The sequence below is a fragment of the Terrabacter sp. Root85 genome (assembly GCF_001429185.1).
Lineage (GTDB): Bacteria > Actinomycetota > Actinomycetes > Actinomycetales > Dermatophilaceae > Terrabacter.
Genome location: NZ_LMIW01000011.1, coordinates 305429 through 318490 on the forward strand (window position 1 = coordinate 305429; position 13062 = coordinate 318490).

Below are 13062 nucleotides of genomic sequence, written 5' to 3' on the forward strand. Positions count from 1 at the left end.
CGAGAGCCGCCTAGGATCGAACCTCCACGAACACCAGAACCACAGGGGGCAAGATGCTCGGGGATTCTCCTCGCGCCCGCGGCATCCTTTTCGTCTGCACCGGCAACATCTGCCGGTCGCCCTACGCCGAGAGGCGGCTGCGGCAGCTGTTGCCTGAGGCGGGGGTGCCGATCGAGAGTGCCGGGACCGGTGCCGTGGTCGGCTCCGGCATCGAGACCGAGACGAGCGAGGCGCTGGGTCGACTCGGCGCCGACGTCACGGGCTACGCAGCGCGAGCGGTCACGCCACGGCTCGTCGAGGGGGCCGAGCTGGTCCTGACGATGACGCGGGTCCATCGCGGTGACGTCGCGCGCGTGCGCCCGTCCGCCATGCGCCGGATCTTCGCCCTGGGCGACTTCGCCGACCTGTGCCGGTCCTCCCAGATGTGGCGGCCGATCGTGCCGACCCACCCCTGGCTGCCACAGGTCGTCGCCGAAGCTGCCACCGCGCGCGGCACGATCGCCCCGCGGGACGTGGGGGAGATCGATGTCGTGGACCCCTATGGACGGTCCGCTCGCGTCCACACCGAGGCCTTCGACCGCATCGAGGAGTTCCTCGAGGTCATCGTCGCCGCGCTGGGCAGCGTGGCCGGGTCGTCGAGGGCGCAGTCGGTCCGCTGAACGCAGACGAAGGACCCCGTCACCAAGGTGACGGGGTCCTTCGTGCGTGCGTCCGGTGCCGCGATGGTCCGGTGTCTCCTCAGCGGAAGATCGAGTCGTCCGTGGGGAAGGTGGGCTTCGTCCCGTTCTGCGGCTGGGGCACAGGTGTGCCTCCGGGCGTGTCGCCCGGTGCCGCACTCGACTCGTGCGCGTGGGGCCCGGGCTCGGGCGGCCTACGGTCACCGACGGCCGACGACCTGGGGTTCACCGGCCCGACCTCGTCGGACCCTGCGGCGGGGCGCCTGCGCCCCCGGCCCAGACCCTTGGCGCGCTGGCGCTCGCTCTCGGGGCGGTAGTCGTACGCGTAGGTGCCGTAGCCCGCCCCGAGCTCCTTGGTCTTGACCCGGTTGAGGATGAGGCCGAGCAGCGAGCCGTTGACCGCCTCGAGGGACTCGAGGGCGCGACGCACGTGCTCGCGCTGGGCCACCCCGGCGCCGACGACGACGAGGGCGCCGTCGACGATAGTGCTGAGCACGGCCGCATCGGTGACGGGCAGCAGCGGCGGGGCGTCGATGAGGACGTAGTCGAAGCGCTCGGCGAGGTCGGCGACGAGCTGCTCCATGTTCGCGGAGCCGAGCAGCTCGCTCGGGTTGGGCGGGATCGGACCGGCGCCGAGCAGGCGCAGGCCAGTGCGGCCGAAGGGCTGGAGCACGTCGTCGACCTCGACCCGGCCGACGAGCACGTCGGTGAGGCCGACGGAGCCCTCGAAGCCGAGGTAGTCGAGCAGCCGCGGCCGGCGCAGGTCGCCCTCGATGACGACGACCTTGAGGCCGGTCTCGGCGAGGCTGAGGGCGAGGTTGGCCGTCGTCGTCGACTTGCCCTCACCGGGCAGCGACGAGGTGACGACGATCGACTTCGGCGGGTTGGCCCCGTCGATGAACTGGAGGTTGGTGCGCAACGAGCGGAACGCCTCGGCGCGCTGGGAGTGGGGGTCGACCTGCACGATGAGGGGGTGTGTCGACGCGTCCGGGTCGAAGGCGATGGCGCCGAGGATCGTACGGTCGGTGACCGCCTCGAGGTCGCGCTGGGACTTCACCGACTTGTCGAGCACGTCGCGCAGCAGGGCGACGCCGAAGCCGAGGAGCAGTCCGAGCACGAGGCCGAGGGCGAGGTTGCGCGCCGGCTTCGGGCTCACCGGAGCGAGCTCGAGGGTGGCAGGTCGCGTCACCGACAGCTGAACTGGTGACTGTTTGCCGGCACGAGTCTCGATCTGGGCGATATATGGGGGGAAGACCTTGCCGATGGCGGCCGCGACCTGTTGTGCCTGCTGGGGGCTCGGAGCCGTGACCGTGACGTCGATGAGACCTGTCTCGAGCGGGATGGACGCCGTGATGCGATCGCCGAGCTTGTCCGTGGTGCTGTCGATACCGACGGCGTCGATGACCGGCTGCAGCACGGTCGGGTCCGTGAGGACCTGCGCATAGGTCTTGACGCGGGACTGGGTGAAGGTGTTGCCCTGCTGCAGCGAGGAGGTCGTGTCATCACTCGTTGTCTGCACGAAGAACCGCGTCGACGACGAGTAGCTCCGTGGCGCGAGGGTCGTGTACGCGGCCGTCAGGCCGAGGGTGACGAGAGCCACGGCGGCGATGATCATCCATCGCTTCCTGATGACGTTCAGGTAGTCCTGCAGCTCCACAGTGGTGTCTTTCCTCGTCGGCCGCGCCTGGTCACACGACTCCAGTCGGGCAATTCCGACAGTTCACTCCCGCGCATTCTAGTGGGCCTGCCCGAGATGCGGCGATTCCGTCCAGATGGTCCGTAGAGTGTCGCCCGTGATGCGATGGATGTCGGACCGATCGATGGGGCGGGTGGCGCTCGCGGGCCTGCTGGCCCTGCTCATCGTCGACGTGCTCCTCGTCGCGCTCGCCTTCCGTCCCGACGCCGCGGGAGCCTCCACTCCGGCGTCGGCTGTCATTGCCCCCGTCCCTGCCGCGTCGCCCACGACGACCGCCGCACCTGACCTCAAGGCGACCCCCGTGACGGAGGTTGTCGCGGCTCTCGACGGCAAGCGGGCCTGGCGTGCAGTGCTCGGCACCTGCCCGGACGGCGGGGCGAGCCTTCGCGTCACCGACGACGGTGGGCGCACGTGGACCAAGCGCGCCGTTCCCGCCCGCGCTCTCGGGCGCGTGCAGCCGGTCGCCGGCGACCGCGGCTTCGTCATCGGCGCCAAGGGGAGTGGGTGCACGGTGGGGGAGTACGCCACCGACGACGACGCCACGACGTGGCGCGGACCACGCGACGTCGAGGGCGGCTGGTCACGCGTCCCCGGTGGAGCGTCGACCACGCTGATCACCCCGAAGCGTCCCGACGCCCGCCCGTGCGGCGCCACCACCGTGGTGGACCTCGCCCGCGTCAGCGCCAAGCGCGCCGTCGTCGTCTGCGCGGACGGGCGACTCGTCCGGTCCACGGACGGCGGCTCGACGTGGACCACCCTCGCGACCGTCGACGGCGCGCTCGCCGTCGGCGCCCGCGAGGTGGACGGCACCCCGGAGGTCCACGTCGCCCGCGTTGCCGACGGCTGCGCCGGCGTCGAGGTCGCGAAGGTGTCAGACGGCAAGGCTGCCGGCGGCGCCTGTGTCGAGACCTCCCTCGACGGTGCCGAGGGCCGGGTCTCCATCAGCGTCGTCGACGACGCCGGCTGGCTGGCCGTCGCGGACGCGACCTGGCGCTCCGACGCGAGCCTGGAGACGTGGCGAGCAGTCCCGTGACGTAGGGCTCCGGCCTCCGGCCGCTCCGGGCGCGGACTGCTAGGTGTGCCAGCCGTAGCCAACGCGAGGGTCCGAGGGTGCATCAACCGCGCGCCTCAGGCCCGTTCGCATCCAGAACTTGGGCGGACGCCAGAGCAGGAGGTGGCCACAGGACTCAGCCGCGAGGCGAAGTCGAGGCATTCCGAGCCGGGAGCGCGGCGAGCTCAGAGCCAGGTGCCACTTGGCCTGGGCGAGGTCGCGCTGGCGGGCGCGCCACACCTTGGAGAGGCTTCTCCTCTCAGCTCGGGTGATGTCAGGGGCGTGGTACGTCATGGACCAGTTCCGACGAGCGGCCCGGACGTACCGGACAGGATCGGAAGTGGCGTTCGACGAGTGACGACGGTAGGAGACCTGCGGCGCATCCATCACCGCTATCGGACCGAGTCGCGCCAAACGCATGAAGAAGTACCAGTCCTCGGCGCCGGCAAGGTGAGAGGCGAAGCCGCCGACAGTCCTGACGGCTTCGGTACGAATGAGGGCGCAGGCCGGTGGGTAGAGGCGGCTCTGGTCGAACAGCTCGAGGAACGTGATGTCGCGGGAGGGTTCGAGGGGGACGAAACGCCGGCCGTCCAGCACTCGGCGGGTGTTCATGTGCGTCGCGAAATCTGCGGCCTCGATGCGGTGCCCGTCCGCATCGACCAAGACGGCGGTGGTGCGAACAGCGGTCGAATCCGGCCGTGACGCGAGTTGCTCGATCGCTCTGACGAGGAACTCGGGTGGTAGAACGTCGTCACCATCGAGGAAGACAACGAAGGTGGACGCGCCGGACGCACGGGCGAAGCCGGCATTGCGCGCGGCGCCGGCGCCTGCATTCGGCTGCCTCACCAGGCTGACTCGACCGTCGGACAGGTACGGCTGAGCGGCCTCGGCGCTGTCGTCGGTCGACCCGTCGTCCACGAGGATCAGCTCCCAGTCCTGGTGCGACTGCGCCAGCACACTCGAGATCGCGTGACCCAGGAAGTCTCGACAATTGTGAAAAGGCACAATGACGGTGACGAGGTCGCGTGTCTGGGTCATCGGACGGATCACGTCGCGAAGGCGCTGACCGTGGAGGTGAGCTTCGCCGACGCGGTCGTCCAGCTGAGCAGCTCGGCCCGTCGCCTGCCGCGCTCTCCCCACTGCTGACGTAGCGTCTGGTCGTCGAGCAGGGCCTCGATGACCTCAGCCAGGCGCGAGCTGTCGTTCTTGGGTACGACGAGAGCGCCGTCCCCGGCGCACTCAGGCATCCCCCCAGATTCGGTGACGATGGTCGCTGCACCACACGCCATGGCCTCGAGCGTGGTCAGGGGGCAAGGGTCATCCCAACGCGAGGGCAGCGCGACGATGTCAGCCCACCGGTAGTGGGCGGCGACCTCGGAGCGCTCGGTGAAGGGCACGAAGGAAACGGCCCCGGGTAGGTCCGCTGCCGTGCGGCGCAGGATCTGCTCGTAGCTGCTCAAAGCGCCTCCCGGCGAGAAGCCGGCGCTCCCGACGATCCTGACCTCCAGGTCGTGACGGGCCAGAAGCCGGCAGGCCGACAGAACGAGATCAGGACCCTTTTCCCTCACGACACGCCCGAGGAACAACACCCGCACGCGATCCCTGTCACCGCTGCGCTCGCTGGGAGAGAAGGCGGTGGTGTCGACGCCGTTCAGCACGACCTGGACGTTCTGACGCAGACGTGCAGGCATTCGAGGTGTGAGGCGTTCTGCCAACCACGAACTCACCGCCACCACTCCCTCAAAACCGTGACAGGCCCGACTGGCGACCCAGGGGACCGCACCAGGCAGAACTTCGTTGTGCGCGTAGAGAATCGTCGGAATCTGCTTTGGCGCGTGTCTGGCCAGAAAAGGGCCGTTGTGGATCATGAGCGCGGCCGCATCATCGGGCACGTGGTCCATGGCATCGCCCATGCTGTGCTCGAGGAAGGGTTTGCCCCACCCCGCCCTTGCCGCGACGGCATCGGCGCGTGCAGCGGGCGCTGACACGTACGGTCCCGGCTCGTACTCGAGCGCCCGAGCCGACTCGTAGCGCTCACGGTAGGTGGTGCGGGCGACCAGCACCGCGTGAGACTGCGCTGCTGGTGCGGCAGCGGCCAGACCGTCAATCACGGTCATGACGGCAGAGCCGGTTCTCGGCGAGAAGTGGTCGTGTGGGGTGGGTAGATGCACGATGGGGCGCGACACATGACTCCCTGCGGGAACTCGTCGAGGTCCGCTCATGCTAGACGTCGCCTGACGGGCTGAAGTGGCTATCGGCCGATCCGCAGCCTCTTGAGATCGCGACACGAGGAGCCGTGCGGTGTCAGGACGTCTGCCGGGCTCCAACCCGCCCAGAGAGGTATCGCTGGACGACGTCTCATTCCCGAGCACCTAGGCTGACCGACCATGAAGGGGATCATCCTGGCGGGGGGCACGGGCAGCCGGCTGCACCCGATCACGCGCGGCATCAGCAAACAGCTGATGCCCGTCTATGACAAGCCGATGGTCTACTACCCGCTGTCGACCCTCATGATGGCGGGCATCCGCGAGGTCCTCGTCATCACGACCCCGGTCGACGTCGAGCAGTTCCAGCGCCTCCTCGGTGACGGCTCCCAGTGGGGCATGACGATCACGTATGCCGTCCAGCCGCGTCCCGAGGGGCTCGCCCAGGCCTTCGTGCTCGGTGCCGACTTCATCGGCGACGACCGGGTGGCGCTCGTCCTCGGTGACAACATCTTCTTCGGCCCGGGGCTCGGCACCCGCCTGGCCGACCACACCGACGTCGAGGGTGGCCACGTCTTCGCCTACCGCGTCGCCGACCCCACGGCCTACGGCGTCGTCGAGTTCGACCCCGACGGCCACGTCATCTCCATCGAGGAGAAGCCCGAGCACCCGAAGTCGAGCTACGCCGTGCCGGGCCTCTACTTCTACGACAACGACGTCGTCGCCATCGCCCGCGGCCTGAGCCCGAGTGCGCGCGGCGAGCTCGAGATCACCGCCGTCAATGACGAGTACCTCCGCCGTGGCACCCTGTCGGTCAGCGTCCTGCCGCGAGGGACCGCGTGGTTCGACACCGGCACGTTCGAGGGCCTCATCGAGGCCAGCCAGTACGTCCACGTCGTCGAGGCGCGGCAGGGCCAGAAGATCGGCTGCGTCGAGGAGATCGCCTGGCGCAACGGGTGGCTCGACGACGACGGCATGCGACGGCACGCCGACGACCAGGCCAAGAGCGGTTACGGTCTCTACCTGCACGCCCTCCTCGCCGAGGGCAAGGACACCCCGTGAAGGCAAGGACCTGATGGACATCCGCCCGCTCCGCATCGACGGAGCCTTCGAGATCACGCCGCGCCAGTTCCCCGACGACCGAGGGGTCTTCGCCGAGGGATTCCGCGCCGACCTCCTCGCCGAGGCCATCGGCCACGAGATGCAGGTCCGGCAGACCAACATCTCCGTCTCGTCGGCCGGAGCCCTCCGCGGCATCCACTTCGCCGACGTGCCGCCCTCGCAGGCCAAGTACGTCACGGCCACGAGCGGGGTCTTCGTCGACTTCGTCGTCGACGTCCGGGTCGGGTCGCCGACCTTCGGGCAGTGGGACTCCGTCGTGCTCGACACCGTCGACCGCCGCGCGGTCTACCTCGCGGAAGGCCTTGGCCACGCGCTCGCCTGCGTCGAGGACGGCACGGCCGTCTACCTGTGCTCCGAGGTCTTCACCCCGTCGATCGAGCGCGGCATCAACCCGCTCGACCCGACCGTCGGGCTCGAGCTGCCCGACGGCTTCGTCCCGGTGCTCTCGCCGAAGGACGCTGCCGCCCCGACCCTGACGGCTGCCGCGGACGCCGGGCTGCTGCCGACGCTCGAGGCCTGCCTCGCCCACACCTCCTCGCTCGCCGGGGCGCGACGATGAGGCCGGTGGGTCGGGTCCTCGTCATCTGCACGGGTAACGTGTGCCGCTCGCCCTACCTCGAGCGTCGTCTGCGTCAGCTCCTCGCCGGGCAGGACGTCCACGTCGAGAGCGCCGGCACGCGCGCCCTCGTCGGCGCCGACATCGAGCCCGGGTCGGTCGCCGCCCTCGAGGCGGTGGGCTCCGACACGGCAGGCTTCGCCTCGCGCCAGCTGACCCCTGCGATGCTCGACGCCGCCGACATCGTCGTCACCGCGACGCAGAAGCACCGGGCCGACGCCGTCGCCCTGCACCCGCGGGCCCTGCGCAAGACCTTCACCCTGGGCGAGCTCGCCGACCTCGTCCGCGATGCCGATCTGGCCGGGGCCGCGGCCGCGCCCGACGTGTCGGCGGCCGACCACGACACGCCGTGGGCCGCGATGGTGGCCGAGGTCGCTCGTGGTCGTCGAGGACTCCACCCGGCGCGCACCGCGGCCGAATCGGACATACCCGACCCATACGGGCGCGGTTCTGCGGCATATGACCTGATGTCGACCGAGATCGAGGCGCAGCTGCCCGTCGTCGTCGCAGCCCTGACGCCGCCCGCCGGCTGACCCGAGAGCCGATCCGAACGCGGACTGCCGCGTACGACAGGCGGATTCGCCCCTAGCATGTCCCCCGGGGGAAGGGCCATCAGCCGTGTCGAGGGGGATCTGGAGCAATGAACAACCGAGTGGCGACGGCAGGTCTCGTCGCCTTCCTGGCGGTCGACGTGGCGCTCGTCGCGTTCGCGCTGCGGTCGGGCCACAACGCCTCGCAGGCGCTGCCCGCGGTCTCGACGACGCGGACCGCGGCGCTGACCACGAGCCCGCCCGCGACGGCCGCGCCGGGCACCACGGGCACGACCGCCCCCACCACCGGCACGACGCCGCCGGCGGCCAAGGCCGTCCCCGTCACCCGGCTCGTCTCGGCGCTCGACGCAGCGCGGGCCTGGCGAGCCACGACCGGCGCCTGCGTCGCCGGGGGTGCGACCGTCGAGGTCACCGCCGACGGCGGCCGGTCGTGGACGAAGCTGCGGTCGCCGGCCCGCGCCGTCGCGCGCGTGCAGCCGCTCGACGAGGCGCGCGTCTTCGTCATCGGGGCTGGCCCGGACTGCACCCTCGAGCAGTACGCCTCGCGTGACGCGGGTCGGACGTGGCAGACCCCGACCGCCGTCAGCGGGGGCTGGGCGCGCCGTCTCGACGAGCCGACCCAGGTGCTCGCGCCCAAGGAGGCCGCGTCGACCCCCTGCGGCGACGCCGTCGTCGTCGACCTCTCGCGCACGTCCGCGGCCCAGGCGCAGGCGTTGTGCGCCGACGGGTCGGTCGTCGTCACGGACGACGGTGGGACGACGTGGTCCGACTCCGGTGACGCGCCGGGCGGGGTCGCCCTGAGCAACCTGCTCGTCGACAACACCCTGACGACGTATGCCGTCCGCATCGTCGGGGCGTGCAAGGGGGTCCAGCTCGTCGAGGTCGTCAAGGGCCGCACGGCCGCCGTGGTCGCGTGCGTGCCGGTCGCGACCCCCGAGCGGGGGAGCATCGGCCTGTCGGTGACAGACCGTGCCGGCTGGATCGTCTCCGGCAACCAGACGTGGCTCTCGCAGGGCGACCTGAACTCGTGGAAGCGGGTCTGACCGCGGCCGACGGGGTCGCCGGGCCGGCTCCTACTTGTAGGCGTTGAGCTCGTCGTTGCGGATGGCGTCGCCGAGGTCGGCCATCTTCACCTCGTCGACGATGTCGATCGACGCACCGGCCGGGCTCGTGCCGAAGCCCGTGAAGGGCGCCGTGATGAAGCGGATGTCGCCGCCGCGGAGGTCGCGCAGCGCCAGGGCCTCCGATCGCATGGTGCCGACGTCGAGCTTCTGGTCGACCGTGAGGTTGGTCGTGGCCGCCTCGGTGAAGTCCTTGAGCTTGATCGGGTTGGTCAGCACGTCCTTGCTCAGGGTCTTGAGCATGAGCGCCTTGATGAAGGCGAGCTGGCGCCGGCCACGGGAGATGTCGCCCTCGCTCAGCTGCTTGCGCTCGCGCACGAAGGCCAGAGCCATCGCGCCGTCCATGTGCTGGACGCCCTGGGTGAAGACGTAGGGCGGCTGGTTGCTCGACTCCTCGACGTTGACGTCGACGCCGCCGACGGCATCGGTCATCGACTTGAACCCCTCGAAACCGACGAGCGCGACGTGGTCGATACGGACGCCGAGCATGTCCTGCATCGTCTTGACGAGCAGCGGCGGCCCGCCGAACGCATACGCCGCGTTGAGCTTGTTCTTGCCCTTGCCCGGGATCGAGACGTAGAGGTCGCGGGGGAAGTGGATCAGGGTGACGGCCGAGTGGTCGGCCGGCACGTGCACGAGCACCATGACGTCGGACCGGCCGCCGACGCGACCCGGACCGGCGTCGCTGCCGACGACGAGGTAGTTCGTGCCGTTGCCCGCCGGCTGCACGACGACGTTGCCGTTCTTGTCGGTCGGCTGGCTGCCCGCCGAGCCGTCGTCGGGCAGGAGCAGCTCCTGCTTCACGTTGTTGGTGACGATGTGGTTGAGCCACGCGAGGTAGCCGCCCACGGCGAGCACGGGCACGAGCAGCAGCACGAGCGCGGCCACGAGCACCTTGCGGTTGCGCTTCTTCTCCCGGCGGCCCGAACCGCCGTCGGCGGGCGAGCCGCCGTCCCAGTCGTCGCCGGAGCCGCCCGAGCCCCCGGAGGAGCCGTCGCCGGCAGCGAGCTGCTCGGATTCGAACAGATCGGTGTCGCGCTGTCGGGTGCTGTCCACGGCGCAAGTGTAGGTGTCGGGAGTCGATCGCACTGCTGCTTACACTGTGCGCCATGCCCGAAGCCCGAGGAGTGAGCCGACGTGTGAGCGCCGACCTCCCCGTGGCCGTCGGGGCAGCTCTGGCCTTCGTCGCCTACGTCTGGGTGCTCGTGCACGCGACGGTGCCGCTCGTCACCGTCTTCGGCTTCGCCTCCGACGGGCACCCCAAGCTGTATGCGGCCTTCCTGGCCGGTCTCGCCGGCCTGCCCGGTCTGCTGCTGACCCTGCCTCGCGCGTTCACGCCGCCCGCGTCGGCCGTGCAGCCGTCGGTCCGGAGCCGCCGTCAGGCCTCGGCGCTGAGGCGCTCGTACCTGCGCACCGACGTGCTCGGCCTCGCGGCCCTGCTCCTCGCCCAGGTGCCGCTGCCGGCGCCGTGGGGTCCCGCCGGCAAGGCAGCGACGATCGCCAACATCACGAAGTCCCCCGAGATCGTCGAGCTGAGCGCCACGTTCGCGAACTACTCGATCGCCGTCTTCGCCATCGGCATCCTCGGCGCGGTCGTCGCCAAGGTCTACGGCCACGCGGCGGCGTTGCGGGTCCTCGCGATCATCCTCGTCGTCGGTGCGCCCGTCGTGGCCTGGCTCCTCGTGGTGCGCGCCGTCAGCTGACGGACAGGAGGTTGTCGACCTCCGCCCGGATGCGCTCGTGGAATCTCGCCTCCGAGAAGTGCTCGGCATGGGCGCGGATCGCGGCCTCGTCCCAGACCCGCTCTCGGGCGGCGACGACGGCGGCGCGGACGGCTGGCACGGTCGGCTCCTCGAAGAACGTCCCGTTGACGCTCTCGTCGACGGTGTCGAGATAGCCGCCGGCGTGCAGGGCCAGGGTGGGCACCCCGAACGCCGCCGCCTCGAGGGGGGTGAGCCCGAAGTCCTCGAGGCTCGGCGCGAGCAGGGTGCCGGCGTGGGCGTAGGTCCAGCGCAGCTCCGCGTCCGTCAGGCCCGAGACGATCCGGACGTTGTCCGGTGCCTCGGCGCGCAGCCGCGCCTCGAGCGGTCCCGCACCGACGACGACGAGCCGCTCGGGGAGGTCGCGCACGGCGTCGACCGCGACGTCGACGTTCTTGTAGGGCAGCAGCCGCGACACGAGGAGCAGGTAGCCCTCGTCGGCCCAGTCCGCCAGGGAGGCCACCGCCTCCTGCGGGTCGGCGGGGTCGATTCCGTAGGGCGGGGCGAGCACCTGGGCGTCGATGCCGTATGCCGCCGCGATGCGCCCCCGGACCACCGTCGAGTTCGCGAGGTAGCGGTCCGCGGACGCCGCTGCGCGACGGTCCCAGCGGCGCAGCCACCCGCTGAGCAGACCCAGCGCGCGCGCCTTCGCGGACCGGCCGGCCTCGTCCCCGAGGTAGGCATCGGCCTGGTAGAGCCAGCGCGCCGGGGCGTGGCAGTAGACGAGCTTGAGCCCGGTCGTCGGCACGCCGTGCGCCCAGCCCGAGCTCGACACCACGACGACGTCGGCGTCCACGGGAAGGTGGGACACGGCATACGGGAGCAGGGGGAGAGCGGCCCGGTGGTCGCGGCGCAGCGCCCCGATGCGGTTGATGGGGGAGACGACGACCCGCGCATCGCGGAACTCCGGGTAGGTGCCGGCCGGGTCGTAGAGCGTCGTGTGGATCGTCGCGTCGGGAAAGGCCCGGTGCAGCGCCAGGACGACCCGCTCCGCACCGCCGCGCTGGGTCAGGTAGTCGTGCGCGATGGCGACGCGCGGTCGCCCGACAGGGAGGTCCTGGGTGCTCACGAGGCGGCCTCCTCCCAGACCCGGGTCACGGTCTCGGCGGACCGCTCGATCCCGAAACGGTCGGCGACGTCGGCGAGGGCGCGAGAGGCGCGGGCCAGCGCCTCCGCCGGACGGTCGATGACGTCGAGGACCGCCAGTGCCAGGGCCTGCTCGTCTCCGGCGTCGACGAGGAGCCCCGTCTCGGAGCCCCTCGGCGACGTGCGCACGATCTCGTCGACCCCACCGCCGCGGGTGGCGACGACCGGCACGCCCCATCCCATCGCCTCCGTGACCACCTGGCCGAAGGGCTCGGGCACCGTCGACGCGTGCACGCAGACGGACATGGCCTCGAGCTCGCCTCGCGGGTCGTCGACGAAGCCGACGAGGTCGATGTCGGCCTCGAGCCCGAGACGACCGATCTCCGAGCGCAGCTCCCGTTCGTAGTCCGCGGCGCCGAAGGCGGCGGAACCGACCAGCCTGAAGCGGGTCGTCGGACGTACGTCCACGACGTGTCGCGCGGCCCGAACGAGGACGAGCTGGCCCTTGGTGGGGCTGAGCCGTCCCATCATGCCAACGACGGGGCCACCCTCCGGCTGGAGACGTCGGCCGGAGTGCGCGACCTGCTCCGAGGACAGCCCCGGGTAGGCAACCGTCGGACGGCGCGCGCCGGGCAGGGTGGCGGCCGTCGCCTCGGAGTTGACGACGACGGCGTGCGGCACGCGGCGGGCGAGGAACCGCAGCAGGCGCACCGTCCGAAACGGCAGGTAGTCCTCGGCGATGCGGTCGTGGACGTGCCACACGAGGGGCTTGCGCAGCAGGAGAGCCACGGGGATCGCGAGGAGGTCCGCCTTGAGCGAGGTCGAGTGGACGACGTCGACGTCGAGAGCACGGAGGGAGGCGGCGAGGCGGTGCAGGAAGGCCGCGCCGCTCGCAGCGCGACGCAGTGCGCTGAGCGGGCCGACGGCACGGCCCATGTCCCGGACCCTCGGGTCCAGGGGAACGACGACGACCCGCTGGCCGACCCGTTGGAGCCGTTCCGCGAGAGGTCCCGAGGAGAAGAGGACGACGACGGGCTCGACGCGCTCCCGGTCGACGACCTCCAACAGCCTCAGCAGTGCGAGCTCGGCGCCACCCAGCTCGGCCGTGTGGTCGAGGATCGCCACACGCACGGGAGGGCGCGGAGGCGGCGCGGCTGGAGGCACGCCCCGAGGCTACC

At 71.0% G+C, this 13062-nt stretch carries 13 protein-coding genes; 7 read left to right on the forward strand and 6 right to left on the reverse strand.

Annotated features, from left to right (window positions below):
- Nucleotides 1–53 precede the first annotated feature (53 nt).
- A complete protein-coding gene (locus ASE25_RS17565) occupies nucleotides 54–659 on the forward strand; it encodes a hypothetical protein (RefSeq protein WP_082622960.1) in 606 nt (201 codons plus the stop codon).
- Between the two features lie 79 nt (nucleotides 660–738).
- On the opposite strand, the gene ASE25_RS17570 is transcribed toward ASE25_RS17565, so the two are convergent.
- A complete protein-coding gene (locus tag ASE25_RS17570; protein ID WP_082622961.1) occupies nucleotides 739–2334 on the reverse strand; it encodes a polysaccharide biosynthesis tyrosine autokinase in 1596 nt (531 codons plus the stop codon).
- Between the two features lie 148 nt (nucleotides 2335–2482).
- On the opposite strand from ASE25_RS17570, the gene ASE25_RS17575 reads away from it, so the two are divergent.
- Nucleotides 2483–3406 (forward strand): hypothetical protein, encoded by a 924-nt coding sequence (locus ASE25_RS17575; RefSeq protein WP_157623484.1) that lies wholly within the window; start codon nucleotides 2483–2485, stop codon nucleotides 3404–3406.
- 39 nt (nucleotides 3407–3445) lie between these two features.
- Here the strand turns inward: ASE25_RS17575 and ASE25_RS17580 are convergent, their stop codons facing one another.
- Nucleotides 3446–4462, reverse strand: a complete 1017-nt coding sequence (locus tag ASE25_RS17580; RefSeq protein ID WP_056826844.1) for a glycosyltransferase family A protein — start codon at nucleotides 4460–4462, stop codon at nucleotides 3446–3448.
- An 8-nt stretch (nucleotides 4463–4470) separates the two neighbouring features.
- Nucleotides 4471–5541, reverse strand: a complete 1071-nt coding sequence (locus ASE25_RS17585; protein WP_056826845.1) for a glycosyltransferase family 4 protein — start codon at nucleotides 5539–5541, stop codon at nucleotides 4471–4473.
- Between the two features lie 270 nt (nucleotides 5542–5811).
- On the opposite strand from ASE25_RS17585, the gene rfbA reads away from it, so the two are divergent.
- From rfbA to ASE25_RS17605, 4 genes are all read left to right on the forward strand, one after another.
- Nucleotides 5812–6690, forward strand: coding sequence for a glucose-1-phosphate thymidylyltransferase RfbA (rfbA, locus tag ASE25_RS17590; protein ID WP_056826846.1), 879 nt, complete (start codon nucleotides 5812–5814; stop codon nucleotides 6688–6690).
- A 13-nt stretch (nucleotides 6691–6703) separates the two neighbouring features.
- Complete coding sequence (locus tag ASE25_RS17595) at nucleotides 6704–7309, forward strand: dTDP-4-dehydrorhamnose 3,5-epimerase family protein (protein WP_082622963.1); 606 nt, start codon at nucleotides 6704–6706, stop codon at nucleotides 7307–7309.
- Between the two features lie 5 nt (nucleotides 7310–7314).
- A complete protein-coding gene (locus ASE25_RS17600; RefSeq protein ID WP_056826847.1) occupies nucleotides 7315–7899 on the forward strand; it encodes a hypothetical protein in 585 nt (194 codons plus the stop codon).
- Between the two features lie 107 nt (nucleotides 7900–8006).
- Nucleotides 8007–8960: a hypothetical protein gene (locus tag ASE25_RS17605; protein WP_056826848.1), complete on the forward strand. Its 954-nt coding sequence runs from the start codon at nucleotides 8007–8009 to the stop codon at nucleotides 8958–8960.
- 30 nt (nucleotides 8961–8990) lie between these two features.
- Here the strand turns inward: ASE25_RS17605 and ASE25_RS17610 are convergent, their stop codons facing one another.
- Nucleotides 8991–10094 carry an LCP family protein gene (locus tag ASE25_RS17610; RefSeq protein WP_056826849.1) on the reverse strand — a complete coding sequence of 368 codons (1104 nt, stop codon included), beginning with the start codon at nucleotides 10092–10094 and terminating at the stop codon, nucleotides 8991–8993.
- A gap of 53 nt (nucleotides 10095–10147) precedes the next feature.
- On the opposite strand from ASE25_RS17610, the gene ASE25_RS17615 reads away from it, so the two are divergent.
- Nucleotides 10148–10741 carry a hypothetical protein gene (locus ASE25_RS17615; RefSeq protein ID WP_235508736.1) on the forward strand — a complete coding sequence of 198 codons (594 nt, stop codon included), beginning with the start codon at nucleotides 10148–10150 and terminating at the stop codon, nucleotides 10739–10741.
- Here ASE25_RS17615 and ASE25_RS17620 read toward each other — a convergent pair.
- Both ASE25_RS17620 and ASE25_RS17625 read right to left on the reverse strand, forming a co-directional pair.
- Complete coding sequence (locus ASE25_RS17620) at nucleotides 10734–11867, reverse strand: glycosyltransferase (protein WP_056826850.1); 1134 nt, start codon at nucleotides 11865–11867, stop codon at nucleotides 10734–10736. The genes ASE25_RS17615 and ASE25_RS17620 overlap by 8 nt on opposite strands.
- Nucleotides 11864–13048 carry a glycosyltransferase family 4 protein gene (locus ASE25_RS17625; RefSeq protein WP_082622965.1) on the reverse strand — a complete coding sequence of 395 codons (1185 nt, stop codon included), beginning with the start codon at nucleotides 13046–13048 and terminating at the stop codon, nucleotides 11864–11866. The genes ASE25_RS17620 and ASE25_RS17625 overlap by 4 nt, the downstream gene beginning before the upstream one ends.
- Nucleotides 13049–13062: the final 14 nt, after the last annotated feature.

Bases quoted from the DNA above. Each gene is read 5' to 3' on its own strand.
- ASE25_RS17575 (WP_157623484.1), top strand. From the start codon at position 2,483: ATGTCGGACCGATCGATGGGGCGGGTGGCGCTCGCGGGCCTGCTGGCC.
- ASE25_RS17595 (WP_082622963.1), top strand. From the start codon at position 6,704: ATGGACATCCGCCCGCTCCGCATCGACGGAGCCTTCGAGATCACGCCG.
- ASE25_RS17580 (WP_056826844.1), bottom strand. From the start codon at position 4,462: ATGACCCAGACACGCGACCTCGTCACCGTCATTGTGCCTTTTCACAAT.
- ASE25_RS17615 (WP_235508736.1), top strand. From the start codon at position 10,148: ATGCCCGAAGCCCGAGGAGTGAGCCGACGTGTGAGCGCCGACCTCCCC.
- ASE25_RS17585 (WP_056826845.1), bottom strand. From the start codon at position 5,541: ATGACCGTGATTGACGGTCTGGCCGCTGCCGCACCAGCAGCGCAGTCT.
- ASE25_RS17605 (WP_056826848.1), top strand. From the start codon at position 8,007: ATGAACAACCGAGTGGCGACGGCAGGTCTCGTCGCCTTCCTGGCGGTC.
- rfbA (WP_056826846.1), top strand. From the start codon at position 5,812: ATGAAGGGGATCATCCTGGCGGGGGGCACGGGCAGCCGGCTGCACCCG.
- ASE25_RS17565 (WP_082622960.1), top strand. From the start codon at position 54: ATGCTCGGGGATTCTCCTCGCGCCCGCGGCATCCTTTTCGTCTGCACC.